At 46.0% G+C, this 16,825-nt stretch carries 17 protein-coding genes; 16 read left to right on the top strand and 1 reads right to left on the bottom strand.

Annotation, left to right across the window (positions count from 1 at the left end; all coding sequences use genetic code 11):
• Positions 1–201: 201 nt before the first annotated feature.
• From BQ5383_RS19745 to BQ5383_RS19700, 11 genes are all read left to right on the top strand, one after another.
• Entirely contained in the window at positions 202–2,322 is a 2,121-nt protein-coding gene (locus BQ5383_RS19745; protein WP_071428840.1) for a recombinase family protein, read from the top strand.
• Positions 2,247–2,624: a TnpV protein gene (locus BQ5383_RS19740; protein ID WP_054325472.1), complete on the top strand. Its 378-nt coding sequence runs from the start codon at positions 2,247–2,249 to the stop codon at positions 2,622–2,624. The genes BQ5383_RS19745 and BQ5383_RS19740 overlap by 76 nt, the downstream gene beginning before the upstream one ends.
• Positions 2,625–2,964: 340 nt before the next feature.
• Positions 2,965–3,525, top strand: a complete 561-nt coding sequence (locus BQ5383_RS19735; RefSeq protein WP_071428839.1) for an RNA polymerase sigma factor — start codon at positions 2,965–2,967, stop codon at positions 3,523–3,525.
• On the top strand, positions 3,522–4,214 hold the full coding sequence (locus BQ5383_RS19730) for a hypothetical protein (protein WP_054690455.1): 693 nt from the start codon (positions 3,522–3,524) through the stop codon (positions 4,212–4,214). The genes BQ5383_RS19735 and BQ5383_RS19730 overlap by 4 nt, the downstream gene beginning before the upstream one ends.
• A gap of 388 nt (positions 4,215–4,602) precedes the next feature.
• A complete protein-coding gene (locus tag BQ5383_RS21730; protein WP_054325471.1) occupies positions 4,603–4,794 on the top strand; it encodes a hypothetical protein in 192 nt (63 codons plus the stop codon).
• The gene (locus BQ5383_RS19725; protein WP_207646796.1) at positions 4,775–5,797 is read left to right on the top strand and encodes an AAA family ATPase; all 1,023 of its coding nucleotides are present in this window, start codon (positions 4,775–4,777) and stop codon (positions 5,795–5,797) included. The genes BQ5383_RS21730 and BQ5383_RS19725 overlap by 20 nt, the downstream gene beginning before the upstream one ends.
• Positions 5,798–5,978: 181 nt before the next feature.
• Positions 5,979–7,244, top strand: coding sequence for a plasmid recombination protein (locus tag BQ5383_RS19720; RefSeq protein ID WP_071428837.1), 1,266 nt, complete (start codon positions 5,979–5,981; stop codon positions 7,242–7,244).
• 124 nt (positions 7,245–7,368) lie between these two features.
• On the top strand, positions 7,369–7,557 hold the full coding sequence (locus BQ5383_RS19715) for a transposon-encoded TnpW family protein (RefSeq protein WP_004452856.1): 189 nt from the start codon (positions 7,369–7,371) through the stop codon (positions 7,555–7,557).
• 31 nt (positions 7,558–7,588) lie between these two features.
• Positions 7,589–9,211: a helicase C-terminal domain-containing protein gene (locus tag BQ5383_RS19710; RefSeq protein WP_071434885.1), complete on the top strand. Its 1,623-nt coding sequence runs from the start codon at positions 7,589–7,591 to the stop codon at positions 9,209–9,211.
• Entirely contained in the window at positions 9,153–9,422 is a 270-nt protein-coding gene (locus BQ5383_RS19705) for a hypothetical protein (protein WP_154024564.1), read from the top strand. Before BQ5383_RS19710 ends, BQ5383_RS19705 begins: the two co-directional genes overlap by 59 nt.
• 67 nt (positions 9,423–9,489) lie before the next feature.
• On the top strand, positions 9,490–10,236 hold the full coding sequence (locus tag BQ5383_RS19700; RefSeq protein WP_235822026.1) for a hypothetical protein: 747 nt from the start codon (positions 9,490–9,492) through the stop codon (positions 10,234–10,236).
• Positions 10,237–10,342: 106 nt separating this feature from the next.
• Here the strand turns inward: BQ5383_RS19700 and BQ5383_RS19695 are convergent, their stop codons facing one another.
• Positions 10,343–11,518, bottom strand: a complete 1,176-nt coding sequence (locus tag BQ5383_RS19695; protein ID WP_071435302.1) for an IS110 family RNA-guided transposase — start codon at positions 11,516–11,518, stop codon at positions 10,343–10,345.
• Between the two features lie 283 nt (positions 11,519–11,801).
• Between BQ5383_RS19695 and BQ5383_RS19690 the strand changes: the two genes are divergently transcribed.
• The 5 genes from BQ5383_RS19690 (at position 11,802) to mobP3 (ending at position 16,740) form a co-directional block, all read left to right on the top strand.
• Positions 11,802–12,071 (top strand): hypothetical protein, encoded by a 270-nt coding sequence (locus BQ5383_RS19690; protein WP_207646825.1) that lies wholly within the window; start codon positions 11,802–11,804, stop codon positions 12,069–12,071.
• A 154-nt stretch (positions 12,072–12,225) separates the two neighbouring features.
• Entirely contained in the window at positions 12,226–13,791 is a 1,566-nt protein-coding gene (locus BQ5383_RS21725) for a DUF3991 domain-containing protein (protein ID WP_071434881.1), read from the top strand.
• 2 nt (positions 13,792–13,793) lie between these two features.
• Positions 13,794–14,690: a hypothetical protein gene (locus BQ5383_RS19680; RefSeq protein ID WP_055180672.1), complete on the top strand. Its 897-nt coding sequence runs from the start codon at positions 13,794–13,796 to the stop codon at positions 14,688–14,690.
• A gap of 351 nt (positions 14,691–15,041) precedes the next feature.
• Complete coding sequence (locus tag BQ5383_RS19675; RefSeq protein WP_071434879.1) at positions 15,042–15,524, top strand: ribbon-helix-helix domain-containing protein; 483 nt, start codon at positions 15,042–15,044, stop codon at positions 15,522–15,524.
• Entirely contained in the window at positions 15,505–16,740 is a 1,236-nt protein-coding gene (mobP3, locus tag BQ5383_RS19670; protein WP_071434877.1) for a MobP3 family relaxase, read from the top strand. The genes BQ5383_RS19675 and mobP3 overlap by 20 nt, the downstream gene beginning before the upstream one ends.
• The last annotated feature ends 85 nt before the right edge of the window (positions 16,741–16,825 follow it).

Raw genomic sequence — 16,825 nt, 5'->3', positions numbered from 1 at the left:
GAAGGATATAATTTAGTAGGACGATAAATAATGCGTTCCTAAATTGAAAATAGGCTATCAAAATCGGTTTTGGAACTTCAAAAAAATCTTTTAATTTTCTTGAAAAACAGTTCCGCTTTGCACCCCTATTTTCTCCTATTAGCAGAGGGAGTAATCCCTGTAATGCTAAATCAGATTACATAAAGAAAGGAGGATAAGAGAATGTCAAGGACTTCAAAGATTACAGCAATTTATGAGCGTTTATCAAGAGATGATGACCTCAATGGTGAGTCAAATTCAATCACCAACCAAAAGCAATACTTGGAAGATTACGCCCGAAGAAATGGCTTTACGAATATCCGTCATTTTACTGACGATGGTTTTTCGGGTGTGAATTTCAATCGTCCGAGTTTTCAGGAGTTGATTAAGGAAGTAGAAGCAGGAAATGTCGCAACGATTATTGTTAAGGATATGAGCCGATTAGGACGAAACTATCTGCAAGTCGGCTTTTATACGGAAGTTCTGTTCCCACAGAAAGATGTCCGTTTTCTTGCAATAAACAACAGCATTGACAGTAATAATGCTTCTGATAATGACTTTGCCCCATTTTTGAATATAATGAACGAATGGTACGCCAAAGACACAAGCAATAAAATTAAGGCTGTGTTTGATGCTCGTATGAAAGACGGAAAGCGTTGTAGCGGTTCAATTCCCTATGGATATAACCGATTAGCAACCGACAAACAAACGCTTGTCGTTGACCCTGTGGCTTCTGAGGTGGTAAAGCGTATCTTTCTGCTTGCCAACGAGGGCAAAAGTCCGAGAGCAATCGCTGAATTGCTTACCGAAGAAAAGGTTTTAATTCCGGCTGCACACGCAAAGGAATATCACCCCGAACAGTATAATGGAATAAAGTTTACAGACCCGTATCTTTGGGGAATGTCAACCATAAGAGCGATTTTAAGCAGACAGGAATATCTCGGTCATACTGTTTTGCGTAAATCGGTCAGCACCAATTTCAAACTGCACAAAAGAAAGAATACCGATGAAGATGAACAGTATGTATTTTATAATACGCACGAGCCTATCATCTCGCAGGAACTTTGGGACAGCGTTCAGAAGCGAAAGAAACGAGCGAACAGGACAGCAGCCAAAGGTACGCATAGCAACCGTTTAAGCGGTTATCTGTACTGTGCGGATTGTGGCAGAAGAATGACCCTGCAAACGCATTACAGTAAAAAAGACCGTTCGGTGCAGTATTCTTACCGTTGCGGTGGGTATGCAAGCAGAGTAAACTCCTGCTCTGCCCATTCAATTAGTGCTGATAATGTTGAAGCCTTGATATTATCGGCTGTCAAACGATTATCAAGATTTGTTCTGAATGACGAAGAAGCCTTTGCAAAGGAACTTCAAGCACTTTGGAATGAAAAGCAGACAGAAAAGCCAAAGCACAATAAATCGGAATTGCACCGTTTTCAGAAGCGATACGATGAATTGTCTAAACTTATTCGTGGCTTGTATGAAAATCTTGTTTCGGGATTACTGCCCGAAAGACAGTATAAGCAACTGATGAAGCAGTACGATGACGAACAGGCTGAACTGGAAACGAAGATTGAGGAAATGGAAAAGGAACTTACCGAAGAAAAAGTAAATGCTGTTGATATTAAGCATTTCATTTCTTTAATTCGCAAGTGCAAAGAGCCGACAGAAATTTCCGATTTGATGTTTGCTGAACTCATTGACAAGATTGTGGTTTATGAAGCAGAGGGTGTGGGAAAAGCAAGGACACAAAAGGTTGATATTTACTTCAACTATGTCGGGCAGGTCGATATTGCCTATACAGAAGAAGAACTTGCTGAAATAAAGGCACAGGAAGAACAGATTGAGATGGAACGCTTGGCAAAACAGCGTGAGCGTGAAAAAGCCTACCGAGAGAAGCGAAAGGCGAAAAAACTCGCTGAAAACGGTGGAGAAATCGTCAAGACAAAGATATGTCCTCACTGTCAAAAAGAGTTTGTGCCTACAAGTAACCGACAGATATTCTGTTCAAAGGATTGTTGCTATCAGGCAAGGCAGGATAAGACAAAAGCCGACAGAGAAGCAGAAAAAGGAAATCATTATTATCGTCAGCGTGTATGTGCTGTGTGTGGCAGTACCTACTGGCCTGCACACAGTCAGCAGAAATTCTGTTCCGAAGAATGTCAAAAGCAAAATCACAACGAGAAATCTTTGGAATTTTATCACAAGAAGCGAAAGGAGAAATCAGAATGCAAAGATTTATTACAGACGAAAGAACTGGTATCCAGTACGAACTCATCGGAGATTATTACTATCCCTGCTTGACGATAGAAAACGAAGAACCGCCTACGCTCACAAAATACGGAAGAATGAGGGAAAGATATTTGAGGGAGCATAGGAAAGTCTTATATTGCAATCTGCTTACAAGCGGAAAGTTATATGAACACCTTGCTGAAATTGATACTTCGGCGTGTAATATGGCGGAGTATCTGATAAAGGAAATGGCAAGAAAACAAGGTGTGACGGAACAACTGAAAGCGGAGGATATGATGAGATGGGTCGGATTGATGAATAATATCCGAGCCTGTGCAGATGAGATTGTATTGAACGATATTGTGTATTCCTAATAGCATACCAGCCGAAAAGGAACTGCTGTCTTTACTGATGGCAGTTTTCTTTTTCGGGAAGTATTCAAGAAGTCATTAAGTCGTGAGTGTAATGGAAGTGGTTAAATTGAAAGTTCATAAAGATGGTATGATGTGTTAAAATGAGAGTGATGAATTGTAATTTTCCGCATTGAATATTAAGAGACTTGTAGGTGTAAGCCTTTTGCTGTTTTATTATATTCTTTCAAAAAATGAAAGCTAATCTTTGAATAAATATTTTTTGAATTTAAGTGACGCTTGACACATTTTTCCCGTTTATTAGGGTGAAAGGCCTTAATACAAGGGAAAGGAGGAGAAGCCTATGGATGATAAGCAGATATTAGATTTATATTGGGAGCGCTCCGAAGCTGCTATATCCGAAACTTCAAAAAAATACGGAAAGTATTGCAGATACATAGCCTTTAATATTCTTCACAATGACGAAGATAGCGAGGAATGTGTAAATGATACTTATTTAAGAGCTTGGAACAGCATACCGCCTAACCGTCCATCTGTCCTAAAAACTTTTTTAGGGAAGATTACTCGCAACCTATCTTTGGACAGGTACGAACTGCTTAATGCAAAGAAACGTAATGGTGGGCAAATGCCATTGGTTTTTGATGAAATACAAGAGTGCATACCATCGTTGGATAGTACAGAAAACATTGTTGAAGAAATCGCTCTAACGGATATTCTCAACCGCTTTCTTTCTTCCCTGTCATTAGAACAGCGAAAAATCTTTATGAGAAGATATTGGTATTTATCGCCCATTAAAGAAATTGCAACGGAATATGGTATGAGCGAGAGCAAAATCAAGATGTCATTATTTCGTTCAAGGAACGAACTCAAAAAATTGTTAGAGAAAGAAGGTATCTCTGTATGAAAGAAAAGAAACTTTTAAGGGCATTGGGAAATGTCGATAATCAGTATATTAAGGAGGCTGAACCTATGAAAAAAACAAGTAAAATAACTAATCGGCAAAAATGGGTGTCTGTTGCAGCTTGCTTCGTACTCGTTGCTGTGATTGGAGTGGGAGTTTTTCAAAGCAATCTGTTTGGTACAAAAAACGATATTGCCACGCTGAATGATGGAGAAACAATTACTTTTGTTAAAAATGACTTATCACAATCTTCAATTAACTTAAATGTAACAACAAGACCTTTGAGCGATGCTGAAATTGAAATGCTTTTTGCAGACTTGCCTGTTACCGCAGATGCTTATTTTGATGCTGACAATCATAATATTCTGGGTTTTGAGGGAAAAATTGATGATACAAGAATGGTAGTTTCTAAACAGGGTGTAAATCTATTAGATACTATCATTGATGGAAATACAATCACTTCAAGTGTAGACGGCGTTGATATCAACGCAGGATATTTCGTAACAAAGTCAAATAGTCAAGGTGTCAAAACCGTAATATATTATGCAACCTTTGATATGGGAGAGAACACTATTTATGTAGAGTATTCTGGCGTTGAAAATGAAAGTGAAACTGTAAAAAACAACTTGGCAGACACAATTTTGAAGTTGATTGAGAACGGTGCATTTGATTTGAGCCAAATCCAAGAATAATCTGCAAATTTCATATACTAAGAACTTGATGTAACACCCTATACCCTTAAAAAATAGGGAAAGTAATATAAAGCCCCAAAAAACAAGTCTAAAAAGCTCTATTAGAACGGTATCTTCGCTTTTTGCCTGTTCTTATGATTATAATTTTAGTGGTCACGTTTTTTGCTACTTGAATGACAGAAAACATCGTAGAAATACGGTGTTTTTTGTTGCCCCAAACCCTACAATTTCATACATAACCACAGGTTAGTACAAATACCTTGCGTGATTTTTTTGAAAGGCTTAGAAAGGCAATTTTGCCCGATTTTCGCCCCGAAAAATGACAGAAACAAGGCTCTGAGTATCTTTCCTGTGGTTTTTTTATTTTCAGACGGAAAGGAGGATTGATATGCCGAGAATGAGTAAGAAACGGAAACAAGATTGGGCATTGTTTCTGAACGAAAGAAATCGCATTACCTACAACGAACTTTGCAGAAAATGCAGTAATGACTGCAAGCAGAGTTTCCGTTGTATCGTGGTGCTTTGCCCTAAGTATTTATCGAAAAGGAGAACGAAGAAAAATGAAGCAAATGGAAAATGAAATGAATGTAAATGTCCCTCTCGAAGTTATTAAGGCAAGTGAGATTGAGCCGAAGGAAGTGAAATGGCTGTGGTATCCGTATATTCCGTACGGCAAGGTTACGCTGTTGCAGGGCGATCCGGGCGATGGAAAAAGCAAGTTAATGCTGTCAATCGCCGCACTGCTCTCTAAGGGCGAACCTCTGCCTTTTACTGAAACGGAAGAAAATGAGCCTATGACTATCATCTATCAGACAACGGAAGATGATGCAGACGATACGGTAGTACCCCGATTTAACTCTGCCGGTGGGAACGGAGAAAACCTTATCTTCATCAAGGAAGATGAAAAGTCTTTATCCTTTGGAGATAACCGTATTGCTGAAGCAATCGAAAAGTATCACGCAAAACTTTTAATTCTTGACCCGATGAGTTCCTATATCGGAGAGAACTGTTCAATGAACAATGCCAACGAAACAAGGGCAGAGTTTAATCACTTGATTGCAGTTGCAAAAAATACTGGCTGTGCCATCGTGATTATCGCTCATATGAACAAGATGAGAGATACCAACCCTCTTTATCGTACCAACGGTTCGATTGATATTGCGGGTGCTGCAAGAAGTATTTTTGCAATCACACGCACACCGAACAAAGAAGCACCGGCGGAAAGATATATGGTTCAAGTGAAATCCAACCTTGCCCCGACAGGCTCTGCAATTCTCTTTGAGGTTGCAGAAAAGGGAGTGGACTTTATTTCTGAAATGGAAATGACAGCAGAAGAAGCGTTCCAGTCCCTTGCCCCTAAAATGGGCAGACCGAACGAAAAGGAAACCAAGGCGAAAGAATTTCTTTTGGAAATGCTGAAAGACGGAGAAATGCTTTCTTCGGATTGCGAAGAAAGACTTGAAGCCGCTGGGTTCAAAAAATCGACCATCAAAAAGGCAAAGAAGAAAGCAGAAGTTATCTCCCAAAAGAAAGGCTTTCTGTGGTACTGGTCTTTGCCGATGGGCGATATACCGAGAGAATAAAAGCAGGCTGTCTGATGGGAGGACAGTCTGTTTTTATGATTGAGGTATCAAAAGGAGGTCAAGGGGGAACTCCCTTGCCCACGACATCTTTGCAGACGAAGTCTGAAAGTGTCATAGTGGGTTACACACATTCAAAGAATGTTGTGTAATGGCTTCGCCCCTGCCGAGAAAGGAGAGCAAAATGGCAAAAATCGACAAGGCGGATATGAGTTGTGCAAGGGTAAAACAGTACACCGCTTCTGATGTGAGCAAGGCGGAAAGGCACAACGAACGCAAGAATGAAACCTACGAAAATATGAATGTGATTGAGGAACGAATACCCTTTAATGTGCATTTCAAAAAGCCGACTGCCCCTACCTATATGGAACAGTTAAAACAGATGGAAGCAGACGGTCAGGTGTCGCTTCGTGGGTTGAGGAGAGACGCAACACTCTTTAATGAGATAGTGATTGATGTGAATACGATGTACTTCGAGCGTAATGGTGGCTATGAATACGCAAAGCAGTTTTATGAAGAAGCCTATCGTTTCATCGTGGAAAAATTCGGTGCTGACAATGTTATATCGGCAGTAATGCACGCTGATGAAATCAATGTAGCCGCAACCGAGGAACTGGGAAAAGAGGTTTACCATTATCATCTTCACGCTATGGTTCTGCCAGTGGTGGAGAAAGAAATCCTATGGAGTAAGCGTTGCAAAGACGAAAAACTGCGAGGAACGGTCAAGGAAGTTGTTAATCAGATAAGCCATTCAAAGAAATGGAAATCGGATATTCCGCTGACCGATGAAAAAGGAAAGCCGCTTCTTAGGAAGAACGGAAAGCCGATGTTTAGAGCTTCGTACAGCATACTGCAAGATGAATTGTTTCACTATATGACGGAGCAAGGGTTCAAAGGCTTTCAGCGTGGCGAATACGGAAGTACAGCAGAGCATTTGACTTCCCTGCAATATCAAATCCAACAGGACAAAGAGCGATTGGAGAAGTTGCAGAAGCGTATTCAAAAGGAACAGGTCAAGTATGAGCCTGCCCGTCATATCTCCAAAACCTTAAACGAGATTGACAGTATGGGGCAGAAAACAATCACAGGTAAAATGGCAATCTCCAAAGAGGATTATTCTCAACTGACAGCCCTTGCCAAAGAGGGTATTACCAGTCGTGCGGAAATCAAAAAATTTGAGCAGAGTGCAAATTTTTACCGACAGAAGTATATGGACAGTGCAAACGCATTGGAACGAATGAAAACCAAATACAACGAACTGAAAGAAAAGTGCAGACCTTTTCTTGAAGCGTTGGAACATTTCCCCGAAGTTGCTAAACTTTTTACCGAAAAAGTGAAGCAACTTTTTTCTTTTAAGGAAGCACAGGAACGAGCCGAAAAAGAAGCAAGGGAAAAAGAAAGACAAGAGCGTACCAAGGCACGAAGAAACAAGCGGGATATGGAGAGATAACCATTTCCATTATACTCACGACTTAATGACTTCTTGATATGTTCCGATGAAACAGGCTGTATTTGTGGGGTGTTCCAAACGGAATGCCCCACCAGTCAATTTATGAAAAGGAGAAACGGACTATATGAAAGAAAACACTTTATCTTATACAACACGAATAGGCAAAACAACTTTTATTGTCAATGTGAAGCAATCGGAAAGTGCGAAGAAGCCTTTGAATACGGTGTTTCAAGAAATATGCAGACACGAGATGTTGGGAGATTTTTCAGCGGATAAATATTTGAATTTAGAAAACTTGCAAAAATCATCTTGACAAACTCGTTCCCGAGGGCGGCGGCTATCGGATGCGTGATCGCTTCGTCCGTTTCTACAATCTCCCTGAACTGATGGCTGTCTTTCGTGAGGTCGCTGACATCAAAACAGCGGATATGTTGGATATTCCCGGACTCCCGGCTGTTCGCACTGGTAAAGCGGAGATTGTTTCGGTGGAAGCCACACCTGCACAGCAGGCGATCATGGCCGATTTTATTCTGCGGGCGGAAGCAATCCGAACCGGCCGAGTGAAGCCGGAAGAAGATAATATGCTGAAGCTGACCGGTGAGGCCCGCCTGATGGCGATTGACCCGCGCCTGATTCGACCGGATGCGGATGGTACAGGAAGTAAGTTGAGTGTCTGCATTGAGGATGTTTATCAGGTTTGGAAGGACACCGCCGCCTCTGCTTCCACGCAGCTTGTCTTTTGTGATGTTGGCACTCCCAAAGCCGGGAAATTCAATGTATATGATGAAATAAGAAATGTGCTGCTGGCAAAGGGTGTGCCGGAATCGGAGATAGCCTTTGTTCACGACGCCACTTCTGAAGCACAGCGGCAGGAACTGTTCGAGCGTACCCGCCAAGGAAAAGTCCGTATCTTAATCGGCAGCACCAGCAAGCTGGGAACCGGCGTGAATGTTCAGAATAAGGTAATCTCCATTGACCATCTGGACTGTCCGTGGAAGCCCTCTGACATTACACAGCGAAATGGACGTGGGGTACGGCAGGGCAACGAAAACCCTGAAATTATGATAAAGCAATTCGTAGCCAAAGGAACATTTGATGCGTATCTCTGGCAGATTCAGGAGCAGAAATTGCGCTATATCACGCAGATTCTCACCGGAAAACACATTGCCCGCTCTTGTGAGGATGTGGATGAAACCGTCCTGTCTGCCGCACAGTTCAAGGCGGCCGCTACCGACAATCCGATGGTCGCACAGAAGATGGAATTGGAAAACCGGGTCACGGAATTGAAAATTCTGCGTGGTGCGTGGAGCAATGAACAGCTTGCTTTGGAACACAAGGTTAACTTGACATATCCATCCCGCATCCGGGAATATGAGCAGAAAATTGAGCGAGTCACGCAGGACATTTCTCTGTTGGGTCAGACCGAAGGCAAGGATTTCTCCATCGTGCTGGATGGAAAGCATTATACGGAGCGACCGGCAGCGGGCGAAGCATTTGCCCTTCTTTATCGGATGATAAGTGAAGGCCGTGGAAAAGATGAATATGAGTTTGAAATTGGTTCATATCGTGGCTTTTCTCTTTTCGTGAACTTCAATCCGTTTGAAAGGGATATTATTCTGAGGGGCGCTTTGCTGTATGGGACGGATATAGGCAATTCCGGTCAGGGAACGATTACCCGTATCGAGAATCTTGCTGAACGGATTCCCAACTATCTTGAAGATGCACGGCGCGAATTGAAAGAAACACAAAAACAACTGGCGGTTGCCCAACAGCAGGTTGGACAGCCGTTTCTTTATGAGGAAGAATTGTCGGAAAAGGTTGCCCAACTCACGGAAATCAACACTAAGTTGGAGTTTGAATCATTACAGGAAAGCGAGGTGATTTTGGATGAAAACGGACAACGATCTGATGGCGAGGAAGATTGGGATTCTGAAAGAGTTCCTGCCTGCGCTTCTGCCGAAGTATAAGATCATGCTGCTGGAGGCATTCAGCCCCCACGATCTTCTCACGGCGTATATCAAAAACACTCTGGCGGGCTATCCCCGTCTGGAAGATCAGAACTTGGATGACCTGACGCTGGAACTGCTGTACCCCACTGACGAGGCGGCAGAACACTGTATCAAAGAGTTCCTTGCTCTGCGCCTGGACGATGACAACGAGCATGAGCTGGAGCAGTGATGTGAGGTGGTGATATATGGGCGAGAAACATTCGGCTGTCGGCTATCTCTTTCGAGAAGGTGCTTTTTTGCCAGCCCAAGAAACAAAGCCGGTCCGCAATGAGTTTGGCCTGGACCTGTTTCAGCATAGAGGCTCCGTTTATGAAGGAAAAACCGGACTGCAATTCTGTTCTCTCCAGCAAGCGGAGGACTTGGCCGGTTTCGTTGAGAAGCATGGCGGTATTGAAAAAGTCCAAAAGCTGATTGCAGACAGTTTGGAGCGCACCGGTCTTTCGCCCCGCTATACCCGACCGGATGAAAAGAAAAAGGACATCTTTCCGCCAAAGGAAAAAGACGAGAACCGGGTCTTTGCCAAAGACCTGATGGGCAACAAGCACTACTACTACCGCTTCTACAACGAAAACGGCATTGAACTCTACACAATGGAGAAGAAACGGGAGTTCTTCCAAACGGTTTATATTCCATGTGACGGGTTTATGGTGGGCATTGACCAGCGGCACCGACTTGAGGAAGTCCTGAAATGGCTGCCTACGCTGGAGCATGGCATCCGGGGTGAGATCGAGAGGGTTTTCAATCAGAGTATGGAAGCCCCGGACCGGTGGGCTGATCTGGGATTTGCCAATCTGCTTGGACGGTATGAGGAAGCAAAAGCCCACAATGCCCCCATTGCTGCGGAACGGCAGCGTCAAGCTGATGAAAGGCGGGCGCAGCAAGACGCCCGTGAACAGCAGTTGGCACAAGAACGACAGGCCCGTTACGATTCCGCCATCCGTGAGGCCGAAGGAAATATTATGGCGGGAAAGATTAACTATTAAAAGTCAAGCCCCAAAATGAATGGTGGTGGTGAAAAAGGATAGCTCAAAAAGGTATAGCAAAGCTAAGGTCTTGTCAGGCCTCTGCTGGCTATTTAAGTAGTTGCCCTCAAGCTGCCGAGCAATATGGCTGCCTGGATTTCTCCATGGCAAAGATTAGACGAACCAACTTTTTGGCAGCATGAGAAAGCGCGACATTGTAGTGTTTGCCCTCCGCACGCTTCTTAGCAAGATAGGCAGCAAAGGTCGGGTTCCAGTGACAGACATATTTGGTCGCGTTGTAAAGGGCGTAGCGTAAGTATCTGGAGCCGCGTTTTTCCATGTGGGGGTAACAGTTTTTGAGTTGCCCAGACTGGTAAGTGGATGGCGACATCCCCGCATAGGCCAATAGCTTGTCTGGGGAGTCAAAGCGGGTGAAGTCACCCACCTCGGCTAAGATCATGGCAGCCATGCGGAACCCCAGCCCTGGGATGGTGGTAATGGGAGAACACAGCTCATCCATAATGGACTGGATTTGTTCCTCAATCTCGGCGATCTCGACATCCAGTTCACGGATGAGCCGGATGGTGTGCTGTAATTCAAGGGACTTGGCGGGCATCCAGGAGCCAATAGAGTTTCTGGCGGCATCTCGGATCTCAAGAGCCATGTCCCGTTTGTAGTGGCCTTTAGAGGCGGTTTCGAGCAGTGTTTTCAGCCTCGTCAAATGAGCTGCGGCAATTTGTTTGGCACCGGAGAATTCTTCCAGTAAGGTGTAGACAGAAGCAGTATGCAGAGAAGGAACCAGCTTTTCCAGTTCGGGGAACAGGATGCAGACCAGTCGGGAGACAGAACTTTTCAGCTTGGCACGCTCCTTCACCTTGTCAAAACGGTATCTGGTCAGTGACTTTAATTCCTCGTTGTGGTATGCTGTATCTGTGTAGGGCTTGAGGCCCGCATCGGATAACAGCATAGTGGCAATCGTTCGTGCATCCACCCGGTCGGTTTTGGTCTTTCTGAGACTGAGGCTTTTTCGGTAAAGGTTTGTGCGCAAGGGATTCAAGACATAGGTGGGTAGACCGTTGTCGAGAAGGAACCCGAGCAGATTGTAGCTGTAATGTCCGGTCGCCTCAAGCCCTACTTTTATTTTGTTCTGCGTGTTGGCGCAATCCTGGATTCGTTGTAACAGATAGTGAAACCCATCCATGTTGTTGGGGATAGTGAACACATCTGCCAGGACTTCGCCCTCAGAGTTGACGATAAAGCAATCGTGTTTATCCTTTGAGACATCGATACCAACAGAAATCACCATAACAAATCCCTCCAGCGGTAAATATGTGATGCTGCATCCACAGTGCGCCTTACTTTTGTAGCCTTGTTCCACATAAACCGTCTGGCGGTATTTAACTGATCAACAAAAGTGTAAGGGGCTGTGGTTGGAACCTTTCTTGAGCCATCTTGTGGTAGGAGATGATCACCAATCCACAGCATCCCTTACAGTGTAGCACAGCCCTTGGAGAGGGGCTTTAATAACTACTACTCTATAATACAAGGAGGTGATAAACCGGGAGATCAACGGCAAATCTCTCATTATGCAGCTCTTTCGTGAGCATGAAATTCCTGTTCCTCTCAAAACACAGGGCTGGATCATCAATTCGCTTCACAGTATCCGGTACGATCCCCAAATTGGAGAATGGAACTACCGCTATTTCAAAGGCAGCCGGAACAGCACCAAAATGTTTGACCTGCTTTCCAAACTGTCCGCTGCGATTCAGACCCGACAGCAGTTTGAAGAACATGGGATGTCCCCGCCGGACAGCCCTGTATTGGACTGTGAGGAAGAACAGGATATGGAACTGTAAATCTGGTTTTTGAAAGGAGCCAATATGAAAAAAGCAATTTTGAGTGTATCCGCTGCCGCCGCCATGATTGGCGGCCTTTTCTATTTTGGCTGGTATCGCAACCGCCACGGCGCCAACTAAGCGAATCGACCTGTCTGGAGGGAGGTGAAGCGATATGCCGATGACAGCGACAATGGCGCCCTACACCCTTTTCATACTGGATGATGATACCCCTCTGAACCCTCGTGAGGATCACGACTGCCTGGGAAAAATGGTCTGCTGGCATAGCAGATACAGCCTGGGCGAGAAGCACGATTATGATGAGCCAAGCGATTTCCTGCGGAACCTGCTGTTTTCTGAATACTCCAGCGGCCATGACCGGAACAATCCGGTTTTTGCATTTCTCAAATCTGGCAAGGCCAAAGATGCCCGATTGGAATACAACCGCTCCACGCGGGAGTGGGAATTGCGGGAGAATCAGCACTGGAGTTCAGACAGCGATTGGTATGTGTCCTCCAGCTATGCGGCCTCGTTGAAAGATGAAGTCCCGGACTGGTTTTTGGATGATTGCCTTTCTGCCCTCACCACCGGCGAACTGTTTTCGCTGGTAGAACAAATGGATGGTATGGTGATTCTTCCGCTTTACCTGTACGATCACAGCGGGATCACCATGAACACCTGCGGCTTTTCTTGCCCGTGGGATTCCGGTCAGGTTGGCTGGATCTACGCAGATAAAGCGATGATCGAGCAGGAACACGGGAAAATCACCCCTGAAATATTGGAGAAGGTTCGTCAAACCCTGGAAGCCGAAGTCAAGGAGTACGATTACTACCTGACCAACCAGTGCTATGGATTCCAGCTTTTCAAGGAAGATGTGGAGGTGGATAGCTGCTGGGGATTCCTGGGGGAAATCCGGGATGTTCAGGATGCTGTAAAGGAGCATCTGCCGGAGGACTGCAATCCGGCAATCGTTGAATCGCTCCAATTTCAGTATGAGGAACTGGACATCGACGAGTATTTGGAGCGATTGCAGGAAGAAACGGAGGGATTAGACTGTGAGCCTGGATATTGGTATCTGGTTTCTGTCCGAGGTATCAGCCCCAAAATCGTAAGCCACTTTATGAATCGGAAGATGATTTATCAGGAAAAGAAGTATGGCAACTGCGTGTTTGTAGGCTACGATGCGGAAGGAACCGCCCGGTACTGCTCCATGCGGGCGGCCAGAGATAACAGCTCCTTCAAAATGGATGCGACCGGCTCAGATAAAAGCTACCCCTTCTTCCACGAGGGCAAAACCGATCTGCTGATTGTCACCGAGGCGCCCATCGACCTGATGAGCCATGCTTCTATTGCCGCTGACTTTTATGGGCGTGACTGGATGCAAGATCACCGTATCTCTACCGGTTGCCTTTGGAATGGAGCCATTGACCGTTATCTGGAAGGCCATCCGCAGATCAAGCGGCTGGTGTTTGCAGTGGACAATGACTATCTGGCCCGTGACAAGAATGGGCAACTGCGAAATTGGGGGCAGCTTACAGCGGCAAAATGGATGAAGGCATACACCGAAAAGGGATATGCCTGCGCGGTTCATGTGCCACATTTGAATGACTTTAACACCGACCTGGTGGAAATGCGGAAGGGGCGTTCTGTGGAGGATTTAGACCGTCAGCGTATGGCGGAGCTGGAAACCGCATTTGAACAGAGCGCCGAGGAAGAACCGGAACAAGGTATGGAGGTGTAAAATTGGCAAAAATCAAAACCTTTGAATTGGATCGCTGGAGTGAGCCGGATGAAAAGCGGCGTGTCCGGCACATCGGCATGGCCGACGCAAAAGAAACCTTTGACAGACTGCAAACGCACCTGGAACTGAAAGGTCTGCTCCCGGATGAGTATTTCCTGTTCTCCGATGAACTGACGGGCGAGCTACCTGAATTTGACCAGGCGCTCTGTATTCCCAATTTTGGGGCCAGCGAAGGTATCTATCTGGACATTTCCCTGGCCTGCCGCGACAAAGATGGCAAGCGCTATTTTCAAAACTTTGCTACCGGCAAGACATTGGGAGAAACTGCGGACGACTATTACAGGATGTTCCGCATTGCTGCCGAATGTTCCCTGATGCTCAATGGCCGTGGAAATACCTATGAACAGAAAAAAGTGGACATCGTTCTGACCGAACAAGAGGCGGAAGCCGTGGGGACTGTGGTGGATATGGAACTCTGCGGCCACCATCCGCCGGAGGCCGAGGCAATTTTGAACTCTGCGCTGGAGAAGATCGACCGGATTGCCTTTGCAAAAGTCCAGACCATCACCTGTCACGGGAAAGACGATTACTCTCTCTGGTCTGCGGAGATCCCCAAAGATATGCTGCACTCCATCCTGCACGAAGCCTGCGAACGGGTTGGAACCCTGGATGAACTGATGGACGCAATGAACCCGAAGGACGGGTATGAAATGCGGCTGTTCATTCAGACACCGGGACGGCAGTTTGCGTTCTACCGTATCCCTGAACGGCTCTCCAATCTGGAGGACTACGCCAATGAGGGCTGCTCTGTCCGAGGAACAAAGGACGAAATCATGGCGGAGATTTTTACCGAGTGGGCGCCCGCCCAAGAAGATCTGGAAGATGACTTTGAACTGTGACAGCCCGCACTTTTCTTTTCATCTGTACCTGCCCGCCCCCCTGCGGGGGCGCCCCGCAACCGGAATCCGCAGGCCACGCCCTGCGGTTCTCGGTTAAGGCAGGAATAGCCGTCATACCTGACGGCGGGCTAACAGCTTGAAAGCCGTGCTTTCAACGGGGTTTTGAGGATTTCAAAGAGTATGATTTTTTGATTCTGGTGTGATTTTTGTCATACCGCACTTTGTATCCGTTCTACCCACCGATTCTAACCATCCTCTGCGTTAGAATGGTTAGAATGGTTAGAATGTGAAAAGCATTTTGTCAGAGCGCCGGATGAACCGGCGCCTTTTCTGCTGGAAGGGAGGATTGATTTGAAGGAATCGCCCATAAAAACAGAGCGCAAGACGCTCCATCTGCCGGAGGATACCATTCGGGCGCTCAATAAGCTGGCGGCCAGGAACGGGACGGACTTTTCCAAAGAAGTGCGCAGGGCGATTGACGAATATCTGGATTTGGAAACCACCGCCGAAAATATTGACATGATAAACGGGGTCATCCGGCAGGAACTCAGCGGGCAGCTCAAAGCCCTGGGAAATCGGTTGGCCGGACTGATAAACCGCCTGACGATCATATCGGCTGCGGGCTATTATGCCAACATTGCCATTATCGCAGACCTTATTGACCAAGATCGCTATTCGTCTTTTGAAAAAATTGAGTCGGCGGCCCGAAAGCGGGCATTGGCATTTGCCAATCAGAAAAACGCGGATGCGTTGCGTACTTTCATGGATGACGAGGAAATGCAGAAAGCCATCCATGCCGTACAAGGAGGGTCCCGTGTCGATTCTGATTTATAAGCAGCGCCACCGGCACCCCAATTATAAGAAAACTCCAAAAGGCAACTATGCACATATTGGTTACATTGCAACTCGTCCCGGTGCCGTGAAGAATGAGGGGATGCGCCACGGGCTGTTTGGCAAACTGGAGTTGGGGGCGGTCAAAGAGTTTGACACTTGGCAGGAAGCCGCCCGCCTGGTTCGGGAGCTGTCCTATCGCCGTGTCAATATGTATCGGGGAATTATTTCCTTTTCGCCGGAAACGGCTGCCGAATTGGGGCTGTCCGATCACAAAGCGTGGGAGGACTATATTGACCGCCACATTTTGACCCTTGCAAAGTTCAATGGAATCAGGGTGCAGGATTTGCAATGGGTGGCCTCCCACCATAACGAAAAAGGTCATCCTCACATCCATGTGGTGTTCTGGAATAAACATCAGCGAACAATGGTCCCTTTTGTCCATCCAAGCATCCCGGATAAAATCCGTAAGCAGCTCATTCGGGATACCTTTGCCGAGCGCATCAAGGCATATTGCGAGGACAAACAGCAGGCCAAGGAACACCTGTCGGCCATCACAGACGAAATGATCGACGAGTTTGAGAAGTATATGGAACAGCTTCACCCGCAGGAATATCGCCGCCTGCGTGAAGCGTTTGGGCGAATCACGGATGATGAACTGGGGACTTCCCCTTTGGACAGCGTTGTTGGTGCAATGAAGATTGCCCCCTTTCTCTCACGCCTGTTCGCGCTGAAGGAGAAAATGCCGAAAAAGGGACGGCTGTATTACAAATTGCTGCCAGAGGATGTGAAGGTCGAAGTGGATGCCTTTGTTGCCTTCCTGAAAGAAAACAACGAGTACATCCACAATCTGGTTCAGGACTATGTGGAGAGCAAAACCCGCCTTGCCATGCTCTATGACACCGACCCGACCCACATCAAAGAACAGCAGGAAAAGGCTGTGGCAGAGGCCGATAAGCTGATCGCCAATAAAATTCTCGATGTGATCCGTACCATGCTGTGCAAAGACCGTGAGGTCCAGTCTTTTGAATATACAGAGGCCCGGAAAGCCTACTTCACCGAACAGATGATTTGCGAAATTCTAATAGCGCTGGAGCAGGCTGCTATGAGTTTTGACATGGAATACGACGACCGGCAAAAGGCCATGAGTACCGAACTGTCAAAGGCGGCCCGAAAAGAGTGGTATCTGCGGCATAAGGACAAGGGGGTGGAACCATAGCAATCCGCAAATAAATGTATTATCGAAAAGTTTTGCGATTATAAACCGCAAAACTGATTGACCGCCTGTGCGTTTTGCGGTATAA

This window comes from Angelakisella massiliensis (assembly GCF_900104675.1).
GTDB lineage: Bacteria > Bacillota > Clostridia > Oscillospirales > Ruminococcaceae > Angelakisella > Angelakisella massiliensis.
The sequence above is the reverse complement of the archived record's forward strand: the minus strand, read 5'-3'. Positions and strand labels throughout refer to the sequence as shown.

What these genes read in the sequence shown, in the direction of transcription:
- BQ5383_RS19740 (WP_054325472.1), top strand. Translation starts at nt 2,247, where the DNA reads ATGCAAAGATTTATTACAGACGAAAGAACTGGTATCCAGTACGAACTC.
- BQ5383_RS19725 (WP_207646796.1), top strand. Translation starts at nt 4,775, where the DNA reads ATGAAGCAAATGGAAAATGAAATGAATGTAAATGTCCCTCTCGAAGTT.
- BQ5383_RS19705 (WP_154024564.1), top strand. Translation starts at nt 9,153, where the DNA reads ATGGCGAGGAAGATTGGGATTCTGAAAGAGTTCCTGCCTGCGCTTCTG.
- BQ5383_RS19730 (WP_054690455.1), top strand. Translation starts at nt 3,522, where the DNA reads ATGAAAGAAAAGAAACTTTTAAGGGCATTGGGAAATGTCGATAATCAG.
- BQ5383_RS19710 (WP_071434885.1), top strand. Translation starts at nt 7,589, where the DNA reads ATGCGTGATCGCTTCGTCCGTTTCTACAATCTCCCTGAACTGATGGCT.
- BQ5383_RS21725 (WP_071434881.1), top strand. Translation starts at nt 12,226, where the DNA reads ATGCCGATGACAGCGACAATGGCGCCCTACACCCTTTTCATACTGGAT.
- BQ5383_RS19745 (WP_071428840.1), top strand. Translation starts at nt 202, where the DNA reads ATGTCAAGGACTTCAAAGATTACAGCAATTTATGAGCGTTTATCAAGA.
- BQ5383_RS19715 (WP_004452856.1), top strand. Translation starts at nt 7,369, where the DNA reads ATGAAAGAAAACACTTTATCTTATACAACACGAATAGGCAAAACAACT.
- BQ5383_RS19690 (WP_207646825.1), top strand. Translation starts at nt 11,802, where the DNA reads ATGCAGCTCTTTCGTGAGCATGAAATTCCTGTTCCTCTCAAAACACAG.
- BQ5383_RS19720 (WP_071428837.1), top strand. Translation starts at nt 5,979, where the DNA reads ATGGCAAAAATCGACAAGGCGGATATGAGTTGTGCAAGGGTAAAACAG.
- BQ5383_RS19735 (WP_071428839.1), top strand. Translation starts at nt 2,965, where the DNA reads ATGGATGATAAGCAGATATTAGATTTATATTGGGAGCGCTCCGAAGCT.
- BQ5383_RS21730 (WP_054325471.1), top strand. Translation starts at nt 4,603, where the DNA reads ATGCCGAGAATGAGTAAGAAACGGAAACAAGATTGGGCATTGTTTCTG.